Genomic DNA, 20,116 nt, shown 5'->3' with positions numbered 1-20,116 from the left:
CAGATTGAGGCGGTGGCGATGGACATGAACACGGCGTTCGACCTGGAGGTGAAGCAACACTGCCCGCAGGCGGAGGTGGTCTACGACCTGTTCCACGTGGTGGCTCGCTATGGCCGAGAGGTGGTGGACCGGGTGCGAGTGGAGCAGGCGAATGCACTGAAAAGCGATAAACCGGCGCGAAAAGTGGTCAAAAGTGCGCGTTGGTTGCTGCTACGTAATCGGACGAAGCTGAGTGAAAAACAGGATGTGAAGTTGCAGGAGCTGTTGGCGGCGAATCAACCGCTGGCGATGGTGTACGTGCTGAAAGAGGCGTTGAAGGGCATCTGGTATGCGCCGAGCGTGTGGGAAGGATGGCGACGATGGCGGAGCTGGATGCGGCAGGTGAAGGAAAGCGGGCTAGCGCCGCTGCAACGATTTGGTCGAAATTTATCGAAATATATGCGGGGGATCCTGGCGAGTGCAAACTACCCGATGCACACGAGTGTGCTGGAAGGGGTGAACAACAAGATCAAAGTGATAAAGCGCATGGCATATGGATTTAGGGACTCAGAATACTTTTTTCTGAAAATCAAGGCGGCCTTCCCCGGAAAGCCGCGATGAACCTAACAAAAGCCCTCGTCATGAGGGCTTTGTCATCTCTGGGCTCTGCTCACAGCGGGGTGGCGCACTTGCGGTATTCGGTGGGGCTGACTCCTACCCGCTTTCGAAACACCCGCGAGAAGTAGAGCTGATCGTCATAGCCCACCTGCTGGCCGATGGTGGCCACCGACAGCGGCGTGGTCTGCAGCAGCAACTTGGCCCGCATGATGCGCTGATCCTCGCGCCAGCGCACTATGCTCACCCCCACCTGCTCGCGAAACAGATGGGCGAGGCGCGAGGGGGACAAGAACACCTGCTCCGCCAGCGCCTCCACCGAGATTTCGGCGCAGAGCGACTCGCTTAAGATCTGGCACGCCTGGTGAACCCGGTGGTCGATGGCGGGATAGGCATCCAGGGAGGAGGCTTCGTAGCAGCGAATGAGCAGCCGCTCCAGCAGGTTCATGGCCAGCTGCTCCGACATGGGCCGCAACTGCTGGTGGGTCTCCTCGATGTCGAGGAAGAGGGCATCGAACTCGGCGAGCAAGGCGGCGTCCGCCAGTTGCAGGCGCCCCACCCGCTCCGTCACCTGCGGCCACTTGAGCCAGTCGGCCCAGTAGGCCCGCGGCCGGAAATAGACCCAGCGGTGGTACCACGCTTGCGCATCCGGCGCCCGGCCGTAATGGTGCACCGCCGCCGGCGGGAACAACAGCAGGTCACCGGGCTCCACGGTGAAGGCCTGCTCCCCTTGAAAGATCTGCCCCTTGCCCCTGATGGTCAGATTGACGATGAAGCCCTTCATCCCCTGGGGCCGGTCGATGATGAAGTCGAGCGCACTCCCCTGCTCGATGGGGGTCATGCCCGAGACCAGGAAGACATCGAAGGCGTAGCCCGGCAGCAGGGGGTTGAGTTGTTTCGGCTTCTCTTTTTGCATCGAGGACATGGCGGAAAACAGCGCTTGGGTAAAAAAATCGGCTTGGGCCATTGTAAAGACTCACCTTGGGAACGCGCTATCCGGCGCGTGGCGCCGTGTGAAATTGGTGAACTGGCTCACAACGGGATGTGTCGTAAGCCATGGGGTAACCCTCTGCAGGCCCGCACGCGGGCCTGCATCGGTTGGACAGGGATCAGATGCGCGCCTTGCGTACCTGCTTGTAGCGGTCGAACAGCACGGCGGCGAGCAGGATGAGGCCACGCACCACGTACTGGGCAAACGGGGAGATGTTGAGCAGGTTCATGGCGTTCTCCATCAGCCCCAGGATCAGCACCCCGGCGATGATGTAGGAGATCTTACCGATCCCCCCCTTCATGGATACACCTCCCAGCACACAAGCGGAGATCACCACCAGCTCGAAGCCGATGGAGGTCATCGGCTGGCCCGAGGTCATGCGCGAGGCGAGTATGATGCCAGCGATGGAGGCAATCAGCCCGGTCATGGTGAAGATGATGATCTTGGTGCGCACCACGTTGACCCCGGCCAGACGCGCCGCCTCCTCATTGCCCCCCATGGCCAGGGTGTTACGACCGAAGGTGGTCTTGTTGAGCAGCAGGCCGAACAGCACGAAGCAGACGGCGGTCAGCCAGACCGGGGTCGGGATGCCGAGCAGAGCGGAGTTGCCGAGCTCGAAGAAACGCTCCTCGACGATGCCCACCGCCTTGCCGTCGGAGATGATGTAGCCCACCCCGCGCGCCATCTGCATGGTGGCGAGGGTGGTGATGAGGGCGTTGATCTTGAACTTGGCCACGACGATGCCGTTGATGAGGCCAAACAGCACCCCCACCGACATGCCTACCAGGATGCCGACCGTGATGCTCTCGGTGGCGTTGATGCCGACCGCGCAGGCGACGCCGGAGCAGGCCACCACGGAACCGACCGACATGTCGAACTCGCCGGAGGCGAGGCAGAACAGCATACCGCACGCCACCATGCCCGACATGGAGACGGCGAGCCCGAGCCCGCGCATGTTGATCAGGCTGGCGAAGTTGGGTACCAGCACGCAGGCCAGCAGGAACAGGATGGCGAAGATCACCAGCATGCCGTATTGATCCCAGACGCGGGCCAGTTGCAGGCGGGAGCCGCTGGCCGCCACGGTGCTGGCGGCCTGGCCGACTGAGGTAGTAGTTGTCATGGTATTTCTCCTGAAAATTCCGGGTGCTATCTCGTTGCGGTCAGCAGATCAACGGGCCGGCATGGCCAGATTGAGCGCCTTGACCTCGTTGGCCTCATCGTGGGAAAGCTCGCCGGCGATCTCCCCCTCCCGCATGACCATGATCCGGTCCGCGATGCCCAGCACTTCCGGCAGCTCGCTGGATACCACCACCACGGCGATGCCCACCTTGGCCAGATCGTAAATCACGTTGTAAATCTCGTTCTTTGCCCCGACGTCAATGCCGCGGGTCGGCTCGTCGAGCAAGATGACCTTCATGTCCTCGGAGAGCCAGCGCCCCAGAATGGCCTTCTGCTGGTTGCCGCCGGAGAGGTTCATGATGGCCTGCTGGGGAGACGGGGTCTTGACCCGCATGTCGCGGATCCGCAGTCTCGCGTTCTCGTCCTCCCACTGCTGGTTGATCCAGAAGCCCCCCCACGCGTGGTGACGGCGGGCACTGATGTTGATGTTCTCCTGCACCGAGTGAATGGGGATGATGCCGAGGGCCTTCCTGTCTTCGGTGCAGAGCATGATGCCGCTGCGAATGGCGTCGATGGGGCTGCCGATGACCACCGGCTTGCCAAATACCGCTATTTCACCGCTGTGCATCTTGTCGGCGCCGAAGATGAGCTTCATCAGCTCGCTGCGCCCGGCCCCCACCAGCCCGAAGATGCCGAGGATCTCCCCGCGTTTGACCTCGAAGGATACCGGCGCCTTGAGCCCAGGCCCCATCAGGTTATCTACCTTGAGGCCCGCCTCGCCGAGCGGCCTTGGGCTGTAGCCATAGATGTCGGTCAGCTCGCGCCCCACCATGGTCTTGACCAGCAGATCCCGGTCCACCTCGGCCATGGAGGCGAAGGTGCGCACGAACTGGCCATCCTTGAACACCGTGATGGCGTCGCACAGGGCGAAGATCTCGTCCATCCGGTGGGAGACATAGAGAATGACCTTGCCCTCGTCACGCAGCTGGCGGATGACCCGAAACAGCTGCTCAATCTCGCGCGACGACAGGCTGCTGGTCGGCTCGTCGAAGGCGATGACGCTGGCATCCCGGGTCAGCGCCTTGGCGATCTCCACCATCTGCCACTGCCCCAGCGACAGGTACTTGAGCGGCGTCTCGGGGGAGACGTCCATGCCGAGGCGCGCCAGCTGCCTGGCCGCATCCTGATAGAGCTTCTCCCGATCGATGACCCCGCGCCGGGTCGGCAGCTGACCGAGATAGATGTTCTCGGCCACCGTCATCTCGGGTACCAGGTGCAACTCCTGATAGATGATGGCGATCCCGCTCTCCAGCGCATCGACCGTGCTTTGAAAGACCCGCTCCTGACCGGCCAGCTTCACCACCCCGGTGGTGGGCGATTGAAAGCCGCTCAGGATCTTGAGCAGGGTGGACTTGCCCGCGCCGTTTTCCCCCATCAGCGCGTGCACCGTGCCCTGCTGGCAGCAGAAGGAGACATTCTTCAGCGCCTTGACGCCGGGAAACTCCTTGCTGATGCCGCAAAACTCCAGATAAGGAACTGACTGATTCATGTTTCACTCCAGCCGACCGGCATGGCGCACTGCGCCATGCCGGTCTCGGTGTCAGGGTTTAGATGGCGTCAATCACAGACCTTTCTTCTGCAGCTCGACCTTGAAGTTGTCGCGGGTGATGAGCACTACATCGGTCACCTCGGTGAACTTGGCCGGCTCGGCGCCGTTAACCACCCAGTCATGGAGCATCTGGATGCTCTTGTAGCCGTGCACGTCCGGGCTTGGCAGCAGGGAGCCGAGGAAGCCGGTGGCGCTGGACTTGGAGAGCTCGTTCACCGCATCCACCCCATTGATGCCGATGACGTTCTCGGCTTTGAAGCCCTGCCCTTCGGTGGCGCGCACGCCGCCGAGCACCGTGTTGTCATTCATGCCGACGATGAGCCAGTTCTTCACCTCGGGGTGCTGCACCAGCATGGAGTTGGCGGCATCCAGCGCCCCCGGAATGTCGTTGGCCTTGGTCGGCGAGCGGTAGATCTGCGCCTCGGGGAAACCGGCGGCCTTGAGCGCGCTCAAGGAGCCCTCGACCCGGCGACGGGCTGTGTCGAGCTCGTCGGCGGTGATGGCGAGCACCCCGGTCGCCTTCACGTCCCACTGGCGTTTTTGCATCTCCTTGTAGAGCTCCTGGCCCTGGCGTTCACCAATCTTGGTGGCGGCCATCATCACCAGCGGCACCTGCTCCATGGGCTGGCCCTTGGCGTTGACGAACTGGTCGTCCACCGTGATGACCTTCAGATCCATGCTGTTGGCCTTGGCCATGATGGCGGCCCCGAGCTTGGGATCCGGAGTGCAGATGACGAAGCCCTTGGCGCCGTTGGCAGCCAGGCTGTCGATGGCATTGAGGGTCTTCTCGCCATCGGGGACGGCGATCTTGATCACCTCGAAGCCGAGATCCTTGCCCGCCTTGTCGGCGAAGTTCCATTCGGTCTGGAACCAGGGCTCCTCCGGCTGCTTGACCAGGTAGCCCAGCTTCAGCGCCTCGGCCGAGAAAGCAGAATTTGCCATACCAAGGGCGAACCCCATCGCGATCATGCCTTTAACGATTTTGTTCATGCGAATGTCTCCAACGGTTCTATCAATCCATGTATCCACGCAGTGCTGCTCGTTGAGTCAATCAAGTCGCAGCCATATAAAAACATGCTTAAACAGGATGTTATTGTTGTTGCTGGTTGAGCGAACCAATTTGTAATCGTTTTCACAATTAAAAATGGAGAGCAGGATCACGCCATGAGATTGCAGCCATTTCGTCTATATAATTAGCAATTTCGTCACATATTGAATTTTAGAGAGCCATCACCCTGTCGCACTGACAGCGTTAAAATCCATATTTCCAGCAGCCAATGGCTAACCGCCCCTCCTGCCCATCTCCTATGGTTCCCCCCAGTCACCCCTCATTGATGGTCAGGAGCACTTATGTCTGAGCACATCGTCATCGGACTCGATTTCGGCAGCGACTCGGTCAGGGCACTCGCCGTGCGCTGCCAGGACGGCGCCGAGCTGGCGACCCATGTCGTCTATTACCCGCGCTGGCAGGCAGGCCACTACTGCCAACCGGTCAACAACCAGTTCCGCCACCACCCCCTCGACTATCTGGAGTCCATGGAGCAGGCAGTGGTGGCGGTGGTGAGCCAGCTCACGCCGAGTCAGCGTACCGCCGTGCGCGGCATCGGGGTGGACAGCACCGGATCCACCCCCGCCCCCATCGACAGAGAGGGGCGCGTGCTGGCCCTGCGTCCGGAGTTTGCCGACAACCCCAATGCCATGTTCGTGCTGTGGAAGGATCACACCGCCATCGAGGAGGCGGAGGCCATCACCGCCCTGTGCCACGGCGGCCAGTTCCCCGACTACAGCCGCTACATCGGCGGCATTTACTCCTCCGAGTGGTTCTGGGCCAAGATCCTGCACGTCTCCCGAGCCGATGCCGCCGTGCGCGCCGCCGCCTGCAACTGGGTCGAGCTGTGTGACTGGGTCCCCGCCGTCCTGAGCGGCACCCAGGCCCCGGCCACCCTCAAGCGCGGGCGCTGTGCCGCCGGCCACAAGTCCCTCTGGCACCCGAGCTGGGGCGGCCTGCCCCCCGCCGACTTCCTCAATGCCCTGGGTCCCCTGCTGACGGAGGATCTCGACTTCCCCCTCTTTACCGACAGCTGGACCGCCGATCTCCCGGTCGGCACCCTGACCCCGGAGTGGGCGGAGCGGCTCCACCTCTCCTGCGAAGTGGTGATCGCCGGCGGCGCCTTTGACTGCCACATGGGGGCGGTGGGAGCCGGGGCCGGCAACAATGCACTGGTGAAGGTGATCGGCACCTCCACCTGCGACATCCTGATCGCCGACGAGGCCACCATCGGTGATCGGGCCATTGCCGGGATCTGCGGCCAGGTGGACGGCAGCGTGGTGCCGGGCATGGTGGGGCTGGAGGCGGGACAGTCCGCGTTCGGTGACATCTATGCCTGGTATCAGCGCCAGCTCGGCTGGCCCCTTGACAGCCTCGCCGCCCAGTATCCGGAGCTTCGCACCGCCATCGAGCGCCACAAGCAGGCCCTGTTACCCAGCCTCGCCGCCGCCTGGGATCAGCAGCGCGACCTGGCGCACCTACCGGTGGTGCTCGACTGGTTCAACGGCCGGCGCACCCCCTATGCCAACCAGCGTCTGCAGGGCACCCTCACGGGGATCAACCTCGGTACCGATGCCCCCGACTTGTTCGGCGCCCTGGTGGCCTCCACCGCCTTCGGTGCCCGCAGCATCATGGAGTGCATGACCAGTCAGCAGGTGCCGGTGGAGCAGGTGATCGCCCTTGGCGGCATCGCCCGCAAGTCCGCCACCGTGATGCAGACCTGCGCCGACGTGATGAACAGGCCCATCCAGGTGGTGGCCTCGGATCAGTGCTGCGCCCTGGGGGCGGCCATCTTTGCCGCCGTGGCGGCCGGGATCCATCCCGATGTGGCCAAGGCCCAGCACCACATGGCGAGCGCCGTGGAGCGCACCCACCAGCCACACCCCGAGCGAGTCGCCGAGTATGAACGCCTCTACCAGCGCTACCTCGCCTGGGGCGCCGCCGCCGAACCCCTCTACAACCGGGGGGTGCCGGCATGAACCTCAAGACCCTCAAGGAGCAGGTGCTCGCCGCCAATCTGGATCTGCCGCGCCATGGCCTGGTGACCTTCACCTGGGGCAACGTGAGCGGCATCGACCGAGAGCGCAATCTGGTGGTGATAAAGCCAAGCGGCGTCAGCTACGAGCGGATGCGGGTCGAGGACATGGTGGTGCTGGATCTGGCGGGCAAGCAGGTGGAGGGCGCCTTGCGCCCCTCCTCCGACACCGCCACCCACCTGGTGCTCTATCGCGCCTATCCGGAGCTTGGCGGCGTGGTGCACACCCACTCCACCCATGCCACCGCCTGGGCCCAGGCGGGGCGCCCCATCCCCATTTTCGGCACCACCCAGGCCGACTACTTCCACGGCGAGATCCCCTGCTCGCGCCTGCTCACCCCGGGTGAAGTGGAGGAGGAGTACGAGGGGCTGACCGGTCATCTCATCGTCGAAACCCTCAAGCAGACCCCCATCCTCACCATGCCGGGGGTGCTGGTGGCCAACCACGGCCCCTTCAGCTGGGGCAAGAGCGCCGAGGACGCAGTGCACAACGCCGTGGTGCTGGAAGAGGTGGCCCGCATGGCCTGGCTCACCGGCCAGATCAACCCGGGGGCCCGCCCCCTGCCCGATTACCTGCTGGAAAAGCACTACCAGCGCAAGCATGGCAAACACGCCTATTACGGCCAGACAAAAGCCTAAAAGAGGACAAACTCATGGAATTGATGAAACAGCTGGAAGTGTGGTTCCTGGTCGGCAGCCAGCACCTGTATGGCGCCACCACATTGAAGCAGGTGGCCGATCACGCCCACACCATCGCCAGCCAGCTCAACGAGGGGGCGAACCTGCCCCTCAAGATAGTGCTCAAACCCACCGGTACCACCCTGGATGAAATCAGCGCGGTGGCCCGGGATGCCAACCACGACGAGCGCTGCGCCGGGCTCATGGTGTGGATGCACACCTTCTCCCCCGCCAAGATGTGGATCCCGGCGCTGAGCCAGTTGCAAAAGCCCCTGTTGCAGTTCCACACCCAGTTCAACCGGGATCTCCCCTGGAGCGAGATCGACATGGACTTCATGAACCTGAACCAGACCGCCCACGGCGGACGCGAATTCGGCTTCATGGGGGCCCGCCTGCGGCTGCCCCGCACCGTGGTGGTGGGTCACTGGCAGGATGAAGAGGCCAGACAGAAGATTGGCAACTGGATGCGCATCGCCGCCGCCATCCACGACAGCCGCCACCTCAAGATCGCCCGTTTTGGCGACAACATGCGCAACGTGGCGGTCACCGAGGGCGACAAGATTGAGGCCCAGATCCAGTTCGGCTATCAGGTGAACTACCACCCGGTCGGCGATCTGGTCAAGGTGATCGATGCCGTGCCCGAGAGCGACATCGAGGCGCTGCTGGCCGAATATGAGGCGACCTACACCCTGACCGAGGCGGTGCAGGCGGGTGGGGGGCTTCGTGCCTCCCTGTATGAGGCGGCGCGCCAGGAGCTGGGGATGAAGAAGTTCCTCACCGACGGCGGCTTTGGCGCTTTTACCACCACCTTCGAAGATCTCTATGGTCTGCACCAGCTGCCGGGCCTCGCCTGCCAGCGCCTGATGGATCAAGGCTTCGGTTTTGGGGCAGAAGGGGACTGGAAGACCGCGGCCCTCTTGCGCACCCTGAAAGTGATGGGTGCAGGCCTTGCGGGGGGCGCCTCCTTCATGGAGGACTACACCTACCATCTGGAGGCGGGCAACAACCTGGTGCTGGGAGCCCACATGCTGGAGGTCTGCCCCTCCATCGCCGCAGGCAAACCCGTGCTGGACGCCCAGCACTTAGGCATAGGCAAGAAGGCCGATCCGGCCCGCCTGCTGTTCGCTGCCCCCGCCGGCAAGGCGGTCAACGCCAGCCTCATCGATCTCGGCAACCGCTTCCGCCTGGTGGTCAATCAGCTGGAGGTGGTGGACCTGCCAGAGGCCATGCCGAAACTCCCGGTGGCGAGCGCCCTGTGGAAACCCCTGCCGGACCTGCAGACCAGCGCCGAGGCCTGGATCCTGGCGGGCGCCGCCCACCACTCGGTGTTCACCCAGGCGGTGGACATCGAGCAGCTGCGCACCTTCGCCGACATCCTGGGCATCGAGTTTGTGGTCATCGACGAGCATACCCGCATCCCCGCGCTCAAGGAGCAACTGCGCTGGAACGAGGTCTACTACAAGATCTGCCAGTGACCCTTTAATCGGCCAGCGGCCATCACCATGACTGTATGGATATGGTATTCGCCTGACAACAGCCCCGCCCGCGGGGCTGTTTCATTTCGCGTCCCCTCAGGGATGACGCTCCCCCTCCAGCAGCCAGTGACAGACCCGCTGCACCCCGTGGCGCTGGCTGTCGGGCCGGGCGAGCAGAGCGTATTCGTGATCCGTCTCCAGCACGGGGGCGAAGGGTGCGACCAGGGCGCCGCTCTCCAGCTCCTCGGCCACTATGGTGGGATCCCCGAGAGAGAGGCCAAACCCCTGCAAGGCGGCATTCATCGCCAAGTCCAGGGTATCGAACAGCTGGCCGCCCTGGGGCTGCCAGGGGATGTCGAGGAAGGCGGCAAACCAGTTGCGCCAGTCCCGCCTATCGGCGCTGGCATGGATGAGGGGCAGCAGGGGCAGCTCGTTCAGGTCGCGCTCGAACAGACGATGCTTGGCAGCAAACGCCGGGGCGCAGACCGGGGTCAGCCGTTCCCGAAACAGGGGCTGGCTGTGGGGATAACGCCCCAGGCAGGGCTGGTAGACGATGGCGAGATCGAAGGGCTCCCGGGAGAAGTCGATGCCGTGGCTGTGGCTGCCACGCACCTCCACCGCCTCCCCCTCGAACGCCTGCAACCGCCGCAGCAGCCAGCGGCTGGCGCAGGAGGGCACCTTGATGCTGATCGCCTGCTCGTGGGGCAGGGCCTGCAAGGCGCTGAGCCCCTCCCCCATGCGGGCCAGCCCTTCACGAACGAAAGGCAGCAGCCGCTCGGCGGCCGGGGTCAAGGTGAGGCAACGGGTGCCGCGCACGAACAGAAGGTGGCCCAGGCGCGCCTCCAACTGGGCGATCTGCTTGCTCACCGCCCCCTGGCTCACGCACAGCTCGTCGGCGGCCAGGGTGAAACTCAGATGGCGGGCAGAACACTCGAAGACCTGCAGGCCATAGAGAGGCAACTGAGTACGCGGCTGGGTGGACAACATGACAAGCCTCCATGCTTGAGAAAAACTCATGCATACCATGCCGAATAATCCGTTGTCCGGCAAGCCTTGGGGGGGCTAAAAAGGGACCTCTTTCACACACGCAGGTGACGGCCCCATGTCCATCCCCCAGGTTTCCAGCAAACTGCCCCAGGTGGGCACCACTATCTTCACCGTGATCGGGGATCTAGCCGCTCGCCACCCCAGCATCAACCTCTCCCAGGGGGCGCCGAGCTTCCCCTGCGATCCCGAGCTCATCCGGGTGACCCACGAGGCCATGCTGGCCGGTGAAAACCAGTACGCCCCCATGACGGGGCTGCCTGCCCTGCGCGAACAACTGGCGACCAAGATTGCAGCCAGCTACGGCCATCACTATGACGCGGGCGAGGAGATCACCATCACCGCCAGCGCCAGCGAAGCCCTGTTCTGCGCCATCACCGCCCTGGTTCACCCCGGCGACGAGGTGATCATGTTCGAGCCGGCGTTTGACAGCTACCGCCCCATGATCCAGTTGCAGGGAGCCACCCCTGTGGTGATCGCCCTCAAGGCGCCGGATTTCGCCATTCCCTGGGACGAGGTAGCCGCCCGCATCACCCCCCGCACCCGCATGATAGTGCTCAACACCCCCCACAACCCCACCGGCACCGTCTGGCAGGCAGGGGATCAGGAGCGCCTCGCCCGCCTGGTGCGCGGTACCGACATCCTGATCCTCTCGGACGAGGTGTACGAGCACGTGGTGTTCGACGGTGCCCTGCACCAGAGCGTGATCCGCTATCCGGAGCTGGTGGAGCGCTCCGTTGCCGTCTTCTCCTTCGGCAAGACCTTCCACGTCACCGGCTGGCGGGTGGGCTACTGCGTGGCTCCCCGTCCCCTGATGGAGGAGATCCGCAAGGTGCACCAGTTCGCCATGTTCGCCGCCGACACCCCCATGCAGTACGGCTTCGCCCACCTGTTGCAGCAACCGGCCCACTATCAGGGGCTGGCAGCCTTCTACCAGCGCAAGCGCGACCTGCTGACCTCGGCCCTGGCCGGTTCGCGCCTGACCCTGCTCCCCTCGGCGGGCAGCTTCTTCATGCTGGCGAGCTACGAGCGGGTTAGCGACGAGCCGGACAGCCTGTTCGTGCAGCGGCTCATCCGCGATCACGGGGTCGCCACCATTCCGGTCTCCGCCTTCTATCACGACGGCACGGATCAGCGGGTCATCCGCCTCTCCTTCTCCAAGGATGACGACACCCTGCTGGCGGGCGCCGAGCGCCTGTGCGGCGTCTAGGGGGCACCATGGATTCACTGCGCGTTGCCGTCCTCCAGATGGTCTCTGGGGATGACCTTGACCACAACCTGACCCAGGCCGAGGCGTTGCTGCGTCAGGCCGCGGCCGAGGGGGCCGAGCTGGCCCTGCTGCCCGAATACTTCTACCTGATGCCGGTTGACGAGCGGGCGCGGGTGGCCCTAGCCGCCCCCGTTGGCGATCACCCCCTGCTGGCCTGGGTACAGAGGCTGGCCCGGGAGCTCGGAGTCTGGATCCTGGCCGGCACATTGCCGCTTGCCAGCCACGAACCCGGCAAGATGCACAACAGCAGCCTGCTCATCGACCCGCAAGGGCAGCTCGCAAGCCGCTACGACAAGCTGCACCTGTTTGGCTTTTGCACCGGGCAGGAGCAGTATGACGAGGCCGCGACCATGACCCCGGGCCGGGAGGTGGTGAGCCATCCCCTGCCCTGGGGCGTGCTGCGCCTCGGGATCTGTTACGACCTGCGCTTCCCGGAGCTGTTTCGCCTGGGGCCCGCCCCCGATTTCATCGCCCTGCCCGCGGCCTTCACCCACACCACCGGGCTCGCGCACTGGGCGCTGCTGCTGCGGGCCCGGGCGGTAGAGAACCTGGCCTTCGTGTTTGCCAGTGCCCAGGGGGGACACCACCCCGGTGGGCGGCGCACCTTCGGCCACAGCATGATCATCGATCCCTGGGGCCGGATACTGGCCCAGGTAGAGGAGGGTCAGGGCATGGCCATCGCCACCCTGGATCTGGCGGCACAGCGCACGGTGCGCTGCCAGTTGCCGGCCCTCACCCATCGCAAGATAGTCGTCGGCCCTTGAGGCCGGCACCCTTTAGCACGCTAGGAATGACACCACACTTCAAGGGACTGACCATGAAACTCAACACACTGATGATGCTGATGGCCCTGGCCACCGCCGGCCAGGCCGCCGCCAAACCCCTGGTGATCGCCACCGATGCCACCTACCCCCCCTTCGAGATGGTCGACAGCAACGGCAAGCTCGGCGGCTTCGAGGTCGATCTGGCCTATGCCCTGTGCGCTGCCATGAAGACCGAGTGCGAGGTGATCAACCAGCCCTGGGATGCCCTGCTGCCCGGCCTGCAGGTGCGCAAGTACGACGCCATCATGTCCTCCATGAACATCACGGACGAGCGGCGCCAGAAAGTGGACTTCAGCCAGGTCTACTACATGATGCAGAACCGCTTCGTGGGGCGCAGCGACAAGGCCGCCGACTTTGCAGACGATCCGGCCCACTTCAAGGGCAAGGTGATCGCGGTGCAGGAGGGCACCCCCCAGGACAACTTCGTCACCGCCCGCTATGGCGAGGTGGCCAAGATCAAGCGCTACGTCAATGCCCAGTCCCCCATGCTGGATCTGCAGTCCGGCCGCGCCGACTACACCTTCGGCAACATGGTGCAGTTGAAGGTGGGCTTCCTCGACAAGGAGATGGGCAAGCAGTTCGCCTTCGTCGGTCCCCAGTTCAACGGCACCCAGGACAAGATCCTGGGAGAAGGGGTGGCGGTGGCCCTTCGCAAACACGATGACAAGCTCAAGGCCCGCTTCGATGCCGCCATCGAGAGCGTCAAGGCCGACGGCACCTTCAACACCCTGCTCAAGAAGTACCAGCTCGAAGATCTGCTCTGATCCCGGCATGCCAGCCCCCTGGACAGTTGCAAGGGGCCACGGCAACAGGGCGGCCATTGGCCGCCCTGTGTCGTTTTCCCGGCCTCTCGCCGTTATTGGGCCAGGCCCAGGTGCCCGGCAATCTCCTGATACAGGGTCTGGTAGTTGTCGTCGAAGTGGTGGGAGCCCGGCAGGGTCACCGTCGTCACGTTCGGCTGCTGCAAGCGCGGACAGAGTTTGACCGGGGAGTCGTCCTCCGCTCCCTGCACGCAGAGCAGCGGCAGACTCTGGATGCGTGTCACTTCCGGCAGGGTGGGATAGCGGCCCCCCTTGTCGTGCACCACCATGTCGCTGACGTGGATCTCGAAATCCGATGCCGTCGAGGGGGAGAGCATCACGGCCCCCGCCAGGCTGCCGCGATAGGCTGGCGGCAGACGATTGATGACGAAGGGCACTATCTCGGCGCCAAAGGAGAAGCCCACCAGCAACCAGCGCTGGCGCCCCCAACGGGACTGGTACTCGGTGAGGATGCGCACCAGATCCGCCGTCGCCTGCTCCGGCGTCTTCTTCTTCCAGTAATAGGAGAGCGAGCTCCAGCCCACCACCGGCATGCCGTGGGCCTGCAACTGGGCGCTGAGTCCCTTGTCCAGCGCCGCCCAGCCGCCATCCCCGCTCATGAAGACCACCATGGGGGCGGACGAGGCTTGCGCCACGGGCAACTCCACCAGCCCCAGATCCGCGCCGACCCGGCCCGGTTGGGCGGCCACCGCTGGGAGGGTGAACGAGGAGGCGAGACAGCAAATCAACAGCAACAACATGGCTCTCATGGGCCAACTCCTATTTTTTCATGAGCCCAAAGGGGCCGCGACTGATGAGGGAGACGAGGTGGGTCAGGGTGCGGGGCAGCACCAGATGACCGGTACAGAGCAGGTAGCGGGGCTCCCACCTTGGGCCGAACTTCTCCTTGTAACGCCGCAATCCCTGGAAGTTGTAGAAACGGCTGCCCCGGGTGAACAGGGTGTTGCCAAGGCGGGCCCAGTAACCGCCGAGGGGGTTGTCGTTGAAGCCCGACATGGGGGCCATCCCCAGGTTGAAGCTGGCATACCCCTCCTGCTTGCCCCACAGCAGGAGCTCGACAAACAGGAAATCCATGACGGGCGCCGCCCCCGTCTCCAGGCTGTAGCGCATCAGATCGATGGAGAGGCTCTCCTTGTTGTCGCTGGTCCAGAGGTTGGCAAACCCGACGATCTGCCCCTCACGCCGCACCAGCGCCATCGGGTTGAGGGTGAGGTAGGCGGGATAGAAACTGCCCACGGAGAAGCCCTTCTCCCTGCCCTGCTTGCTGTGCAGCCACCTGTCGGAGATCCCCTTCAACTCGGGCAGCAGGGGGGCAATCTCACCGGGGACCACCACCTCGAAGCGCAGCCCTTCCCGCTTGCCCTTGGCGTGGCTCTGGCGCAGGTTGCGCAGGCGACTGCCGGCGAGATCGAAGCTCGGCAGATCCACGATGGCCTCCTCCCCCAGTTTGAAGGGGATGAGCCCGAGATCCAGATAGACAGGGAGATAGCGGGCCGACACCTGGTAGAAGACCGGGCTGACGTCGTGCTCGTCACAGCGCTCGCGAAACTGCCAGAGCAGCTCCTCCACGAGGGAGGGCTGGCCGACGGGATCCCCCATCACTATCCAGCTGCTGCCCTCGGCCCCGTACATGAGGAAGGCCTCGCCGCTTGGATGGAACAGCAGGGACTTGTCCCCGAGCTGAGCCAGGTAGCCGTGGCCTCCCCCTGCCCGCATCACCAGCCGATGGGCACGGGAGAGCGCCTCGGCATCCGGCTTGCCGACGGCGAGGCGCAAGGGAGCCAGCAGATGGGCCACCCCGACCACCGCCAGCACGCCGATGACACTCCCCATGGCGCGCAGGGCACGGGAGGCGGCCCCGGGCCCGTGGGCCGAGACGTGCAGCCAGAGGGAGGGGTCGTACTCCACATGGCGATAGGAGAAGAGCAGCAACCACAAGGCCCCCAGCAGCACGGCCCCCACCGACATCAGCCAGGAAGGGGTGAACCGGGCGTGAAGCAGGGAACCCTTGCGATAAAAGAGAGGGCGGCAGGGGGTGATGATGAGCAAGAAACCCCCGAGCAGCAGGGCGGACTCCCAGTCAAACCCCTTGAACAGGGAGAACAGCATGCCAAGCCCCAGCAGCCACTGGGTGATCCTGAATGCCCCGTCATGACGGCGGTAGAGGCTGTGGGCCAGCAACAGCAGCAACACGCCGCTGACGCTGCCGAGCACATGGGAGAGCTCCAGCAAGTGCAGGGGCAGCACCTCCAGGAAGGCTTCGATGCGCCCCCTCATGGTCGGGATCATCCCGGAGCAGAGCAGCAGGGTACCCGCCGCGAAGGTACCCATGCTCACCAGGGCGGGCACAAACTCCCGGATCGCCATCATCCCCCCCTGCAGCCGGTGCAGGCGGGACCGCTGTTGCAGCAGCTCCTGACCTGCGAACAGCAGCAGGGCACAGAGGAAGGGCAGGAAGTAGTAGACGCAGCGGTAGATAAGCAGGGAGGCGAGCAGCTTGTCCACCGGCAGATAGTGGGTGAGCAGCAGGCTCATGCTCGCCTCGAAGACCCCGATGCCCCCCGGCACATGGGCCAGCACCCCGAGCAGGCTGGAGAGCACGAAGGCACTGAGCAGCACCGGATAGGGCACGCTGCCCGATGGCAGCAGCACATAGAGCACGGCGGCGGCGGCCATCCAGTCGAGCAGGGCGATGAGCAGTTGCAGCAGGCGGTATCTGATGCGCGGCAAGAACAGCGGGTGTCCGCGCCAGACCAGGGCAGCCCCCGGCCACACCAGATATGCCAGCACCGTCAGCAGGGCCAGGCCCCCCGCCAGTTGCAACAACCCGGTCGCCCAGCGGGGCCAGTCCACCAGCAGGGCCGCCCCCTGCCCCAGCAACAGGGCACTGCCCCCCCAGCCCAGCAGACCGAGGAAGAAGGTGATGGAGCAAAAGAGGATTACCCTGGCCACCTCCCCGGTGCCAAGCCCCAGGGAGGAGTAGAGCCGGTAGCGTACCGAGGAGCCGGTGAGCAGCGCAAAGCCCAGGGTGTTGGAGAAGGTGTAGGCGATGAAGGAGGTCATCCCCACCTGCTGCCAGGGCAGGCTTTTGTCCAGCACCTTCAGGGCCAGCAGATCGTAGCAGCAGAGGCAGCCATAGCTGAGCAGGGTGAGCAGCAGGGCGCCCCCCAACTGCGGCAAGGGTTGTGACCAGATGGCCTGGCGGATGTCGTGCCAGTGCCACAGGTGGGTCAAATGATAGAGGACGGTCAAGGCCGCCCCCAGCAGCAGCAGGCTGCACAGGGGGCCTATCCAGATCAACAGCTGACGCCGCATTCAAGATTCCTGTCAAAAAGCGTGGAGAAAGAGAGGCTCCGAAAGCGGGCGGACAAGGCGCCCTCCCGGAGTGACTCCCCCAGAGGCGGCGCGTGACGCCGCACGTTCACGGGGGCAATCCCATGATTTACCAGGCCCTGCCCGCTCGCCACTTTTCTTCTGTAACCTTATGTACAGGCAGACAAAACATCCCCGTCCGGGATAGAGGCAGGAGACGCCATGACCCCCCCTGATAAGACGCTTCCCCCAAAACGCCCAGGGGCGCGATCTGGCCGTCGGCGACATCCACGGCCACTTCGCCCTGTTGCAGCAGGCCCTCGACACCCTGGATTTTGATCCCGCCCGGGACCGTCTCTTCAGCGTCGGGGATCTGGCGGATCGCGGGCCCGAGTGCAGCGAGGTGATCCACTGGTTGGCCAGGCCCTGGTTTCACCCGGTCTGCGGCAATCACGACGACTACGTCTGCCGTTACGAGAGTTGCGATCGGGAGAACTGGGTCCGAAACGGCGGCGGCTGGTTTGAACGGCTTTCCCCCCATCAGCAGGCAGAGTACGCCGCCCGCTACCGGGCCCTGCCCCTGGCCATCGAGGTACAGACCAGCCAGGGCCCCGTCGGGCTGCTTCACGCCGATTGCCCCTTCTCCTCCTGGCAGGGGCTGCTGGACCAACTCGATGCCGGGGTGAGCGGCGGACGGCTTCGGGCCATCAAGAACGTCTGCCTCTGGTCAAGGCGCCGTATCGAACGGCTGGACGAGAGCGGGGTCGCGGATCTCGCCGCCCTGGTGGTGGGCCACACCCCGGTGAGGGAGCCGGTGCGCCTTGGCAACGTCCACTACATCGACACCGGCGGCTGGTATCCCGAGGAGGGCGGCGACTTCACCCTGCTGGACCTCAATACCCTGACCCCTCACTTTCCCCTGCCCTGAGCCGGACCGATGGGATGACCAGGCTCACGGACAACGCCCACTGCCCATTAAAGCGCCAGGCGAACGCCCCGGACTTCGCTCTGCCAGCGCGATGGTTTACCATGCAGGCAATTGCGGTGCATGGCACCCCCACCCAGGCGCCAGGCGCCGCCGTCATCGGATACTCCTTTCGAGCAACATGAGCACATCAGCGCACCCGGCCAGCGGGCCCACGTTCTACTTCCACGATTATGTAACCACACGATAATTAACTGAATCTAATGCCTTAATTTCCAGTCCAATTTATTCTGTACCATCTTTTGTACCTTGTTTAACTGTGAACATTTCAGGCTCTGCGAGAATTTAGGCCCAGACATATTGCGGGGTTTCAACAACGACCGTCACCGGCGCCAGGGCGGCGGCTAGGGAGGCGTCGCTGGTGCGCACGTTGGCGTGATAGCCGGGCACGGGCTCACGCACCTCCAGCTCGATGCCATCGACGGTCTGCACCGTGCCGGTGGGGCGGGTCACCATGCCCGGCGGCAGCAGTTGCAGCGAGGCGGTGGGGTGATAGAGGGTGCCGGTTTCGCTGTCTTTGACGAAGCCAGCGGCCTGCAGGGCGTTGGTCATGGCGGCCTTATCGGCCGCCTTGAGGTTGAGGTCGATATAGTCTGTCATGCGGCCGCCTTGATTTGCTCGTCAGAGAGAGTGCGCTGCCAAATCCGCACATTACGAACGTGGCCAAACAGCCCATCCAATCCATTGCGAGAGCCAATAAAGCAGCTAGTCCCATTAGACACAGGAAATATCGGCGTTTGTGGCAGCGTGGCTTTTGTCCCGTTAAGGAAGCACGCGATTGTGTTCCCCTTGATTGTTGCGGCAATTCGTTCCCTTGTACCTGGGGCGGCTGTGCTGATATTAACCTGCTCGAGGCCGCCGCCTCTGGCCATGATCCTGGCACTGTCAGCGACCACAAACTGACGGTCAGAGATGTGAATTGCCCGAGGGAATACGCTGGACGGAATGGCCAGATTGCGGCGTACCTCCATCGCTATCGTAATATCGCCATAGTCAGGCGTGACGTTGAGCGCATTCGGTATCCAACACACATCTGCAGCCCGAGTCACCGCTGCGCCATTGGTCGGGATGTAAGAGCTGGCGAACGGCAGGTTCTCTAACTGCACACCACCAACGACAGCAGTCCACACGGCAGATGGAGCCCCTATCCGGTTAAATCGGATAAACACCATCTGGCTTCCCGTACCGTTGACAGTGAACGGAACGGACACCCGATAGATGCCGTCTCCCGTTTTACGTATCACAGCGCGAGCGCCAATATTCAGACCGTTTGCCGCATAGACACCGATGCAGTTTTCCGGCGCTGAGGTATCTCCCGTCTCCACCTTAAGGTGGGTCGAGTAGGTATACGTCTGGCCACCGGTGAGCGTGAGAGATGTCTGAATTAGGTTGGCATTGGTCTCGCCATTATTGGTCGCAAACGAGATGCGTTGACCCGTCATCGGCAGCACACCAGACACGTTATTTGTCAGCGTCTGGAAGCTGGCGTTTGCAGTGAAAAACGTTGCTCCCTCTGAATAGACAACAAGATTCTGGCTCTGCCCCTCCAGCAACAGCCCCTCCAGCTCAAACGCTGGCTCGTTGGAGGCCGCGACCTTAAACTGGCCATCCTTCCCCCAATAGGTCTTGGTGGTGCTGCGGCTGAAATTCACCATCCTCGCCACCACATCTGCCCCCACAACCACATCACGCCCATAACCGGTGATAAGGCGCAGGCTGTCAGAGAGCGGCGCCCACACATCCGGCAGCGGCAGGGCGGCGGCAGCCACGATCCCCGCTGCCCGGTAAGCCTCGGTGAAGGCGCGATCCGCTTCGGTCTTTGCCCGGTCGGCTTCGACCTTGGCGCGGGCCGTCTGCCCCTCTCCTTCGCTGGCCACCTTCTTCCAACTGGGGATGGTGACGTTGGCGCCGGTGTCCGGGTTGAGGATGGCGACATCCCCCGAGCCGGTCAGCCAGGTCATCATGCCGTCGAACCAGGCGCGGTATTTGGCGACCAGGGATGCCAAGTCGGCGGCAAACTGGCTGATGGTCGAGGTGCGGGTGATGTCGATCCGGTAGCCCTGGTTAGCCAGGGTGCCGCCTCGATACGCTTCTACCAGGGTGAGGCTTTCATCGCTGACCACGGTATCCACTTCATAGGCGAAGTTGTCCGGGCCATAGAAGGTGTGTCCCTTCTGAATGGGAAGGGTGCCGGTTTTCCATTTGGTGCCAAAACCGGTGACGATCTTGCTGCCATTCGTCACCGTCACGTTGCCGGTGCGCGGCCAAAGTCCTGCCATTGCAAGGTTCCTTCAAAAAGAAAACCCGGCAC

At 63.7% G+C, this 20,116-nt stretch carries 16 protein-coding genes and 1 pseudogene; 8 read left to right on the top strand and 9 right to left on the bottom strand.

What is annotated here, in order from left to right; all coding sequences use genetic code 11:
- Positions 1-600 (top strand): annotated as a pseudogene (locus AB5Y54_RS18280) (ISL3-like element ISAeme19 family transposase); the annotation flags it as partial.
- A 49-nt stretch (positions 601-649) separates the two neighbouring features.
- Here AB5Y54_RS18280 and araC read toward each other — a convergent pair.
- The 4 genes from araC to AB5Y54_RS18260 form a co-directional block, all read right to left on the bottom strand.
- Positions 650-1,561 carry an arabinose operon transcriptional regulator AraC gene (gene araC / locus AB5Y54_RS18275; RefSeq protein ID WP_045790020.1) on the bottom strand — a complete coding sequence of 304 codons (912 nt, stop codon included), beginning with the start codon at positions 1,559-1,561 and terminating at the stop codon, positions 650-652.
- A gap of 142 nt (positions 1,562-1,703) precedes the next feature.
- A complete protein-coding gene (gene araH, locus AB5Y54_RS18270) occupies positions 1,704-2,705 on the bottom strand; it encodes an L-arabinose ABC transporter permease AraH (RefSeq protein ID WP_141116485.1) in 1,002 nt (333 codons plus the stop codon).
- 48 nt (positions 2,706-2,753) lie between these two features.
- Positions 2,754-4,253 (bottom strand): L-arabinose ABC transporter ATP-binding protein AraG, encoded by a 1,500-nt coding sequence (gene araG / locus AB5Y54_RS18265; protein ID WP_043163159.1) that lies wholly within the window; start codon positions 4,251-4,253, stop codon positions 2,754-2,756.
- A 72-nt stretch (positions 4,254-4,325) separates the two neighbouring features.
- Positions 4,326-5,303 carry an arabinose ABC transporter substrate-binding protein gene (locus AB5Y54_RS18260; RefSeq protein ID WP_368154149.1) on the bottom strand — a complete coding sequence of 326 codons (978 nt, stop codon included), beginning with the start codon at positions 5,301-5,303 and terminating at the stop codon, positions 4,326-4,328.
- 360 nt (positions 5,304-5,663) lie between these two features.
- On the opposite strand from AB5Y54_RS18260, the gene AB5Y54_RS18255 reads away from it, so the two are divergent.
- From AB5Y54_RS18255 to araA, 3 genes are read left to right on the top strand one after another with little or no spacing between them, the layout of a single operon-like run.
- Positions 5,664-7,340 carry a ribulokinase gene (locus AB5Y54_RS18255; RefSeq protein ID WP_368154147.1) on the top strand — a complete coding sequence of 559 codons (1,677 nt, stop codon included), beginning with the start codon at positions 5,664-5,666 and terminating at the stop codon, positions 7,338-7,340.
- A complete protein-coding gene (locus AB5Y54_RS18250) occupies positions 7,337-8,035 on the top strand; it encodes an L-ribulose-5-phosphate 4-epimerase (protein WP_119197700.1) in 699 nt (232 codons plus the stop codon). Before AB5Y54_RS18255 ends, AB5Y54_RS18250 begins: the two co-directional genes overlap by 4 nt.
- Positions 8,036-8,049: 14 nt before the next feature.
- Positions 8,050-9,549 carry an L-arabinose isomerase gene (gene araA / locus AB5Y54_RS18245; protein WP_201972683.1) on the top strand — a complete coding sequence of 500 codons (1,500 nt, stop codon included), beginning with the start codon at positions 8,050-8,052 and terminating at the stop codon, positions 9,547-9,549.
- Positions 9,550-9,645: 96 nt separating this feature from the next.
- Here araA and AB5Y54_RS18240 read toward each other — a convergent pair whose 3' ends face one another.
- Positions 9,646-10,536, bottom strand: a complete 891-nt coding sequence (locus AB5Y54_RS18240; protein ID WP_119197702.1) for a LysR family transcriptional regulator — start codon at positions 10,534-10,536, stop codon at positions 9,646-9,648.
- 115 nt (positions 10,537-10,651) lie between these two features.
- Here AB5Y54_RS18240 and AB5Y54_RS18235 point away from each other — a divergent pair, with 115 nt between their 5' ends.
- From AB5Y54_RS18235 to AB5Y54_RS18225, 3 genes are read left to right on the top strand one after another with little or no spacing between them, the layout of a single operon-like run.
- The gene (locus AB5Y54_RS18235) at positions 10,652-11,803 is read left to right on the top strand and encodes a methionine aminotransferase (protein ID WP_069784455.1); all 1,152 of its coding nucleotides are present in this window, start codon (positions 10,652-10,654) and stop codon (positions 11,801-11,803) included.
- An 8-nt stretch (positions 11,804-11,811) separates the two neighbouring features.
- Positions 11,812-12,627: a carbon-nitrogen hydrolase family protein gene (locus AB5Y54_RS18230; RefSeq protein ID WP_119197834.1), complete on the top strand. Its 816-nt coding sequence runs from the start codon at positions 11,812-11,814 to the stop codon at positions 12,625-12,627.
- A 53-nt stretch (positions 12,628-12,680) separates the two neighbouring features.
- Positions 12,681-13,451 carry an ABC transporter substrate-binding protein gene (locus AB5Y54_RS18225; RefSeq protein WP_119197703.1) on the top strand — a complete coding sequence of 257 codons (771 nt, stop codon included), beginning with the start codon at positions 12,681-12,683 and terminating at the stop codon, positions 13,449-13,451.
- Positions 13,452-13,543: 92 nt separating this feature from the next.
- On the opposite strand, the gene AB5Y54_RS18220 is transcribed toward AB5Y54_RS18225, so the two are convergent.
- Complete coding sequence (locus AB5Y54_RS18220) at positions 13,544-14,257, bottom strand: AcvB/VirJ family lysyl-phosphatidylglycerol hydrolase (RefSeq protein WP_119197704.1); 714 nt, start codon at positions 14,255-14,257, stop codon at positions 13,544-13,546.
- Positions 14,258-14,267: 10 nt separating this feature from the next.
- Positions 14,268-16,823 carry a bifunctional lysylphosphatidylglycerol flippase/synthetase MprF gene (gene mprF / locus AB5Y54_RS18215; protein ID WP_368154142.1) on the bottom strand — a complete coding sequence of 852 codons (2,556 nt, stop codon included), beginning with the start codon at positions 16,821-16,823 and terminating at the stop codon, positions 14,268-14,270.
- A gap of 229 nt (positions 16,824-17,052) precedes the next feature.
- On the opposite strand from mprF, the gene AB5Y54_RS18210 reads away from it, so the two are divergent.
- Complete coding sequence (locus AB5Y54_RS18210; protein WP_119197706.1) at positions 17,053-17,748, top strand: metallophosphoesterase; 696 nt, start codon at positions 17,053-17,055, stop codon at positions 17,746-17,748.
- Between the two features lie 342 nt (positions 17,749-18,090).
- Here AB5Y54_RS18210 and AB5Y54_RS18205 read toward each other — a convergent pair whose 3' ends face one another.
- Together AB5Y54_RS18205 and AB5Y54_RS18200 are read right to left on the bottom strand one after the other, a co-directional pair.
- Positions 18,091-18,405 carry a hypothetical protein gene (locus AB5Y54_RS18205; RefSeq protein WP_319855284.1) on the bottom strand — a complete coding sequence of 105 codons (315 nt, stop codon included), beginning with the start codon at positions 18,403-18,405 and terminating at the stop codon, positions 18,091-18,093.
- Complete coding sequence (locus AB5Y54_RS18200) at positions 18,402-20,084, bottom strand: LamG-like jellyroll fold domain-containing protein (RefSeq protein ID WP_368154141.1); 1,683 nt, start codon at positions 20,082-20,084, stop codon at positions 18,402-18,404. Before AB5Y54_RS18200 ends, AB5Y54_RS18205 begins: the two co-directional genes overlap by 4 nt.
- Between the last annotated feature and the right edge of the window lie 32 nt (positions 20,085-20,116).

The organism is Aeromonas sp. s9 (genome assembly GCF_040907765.1).
Classification (GTDB): Bacteria; Pseudomonadota; Gammaproteobacteria; order Enterobacterales; family Aeromonadaceae; genus Aeromonas; species Aeromonas caviae.
The sequence above is the reverse complement of the archived record's forward strand: the minus strand, read 5'-3'. Positions and strand labels throughout refer to the sequence as shown.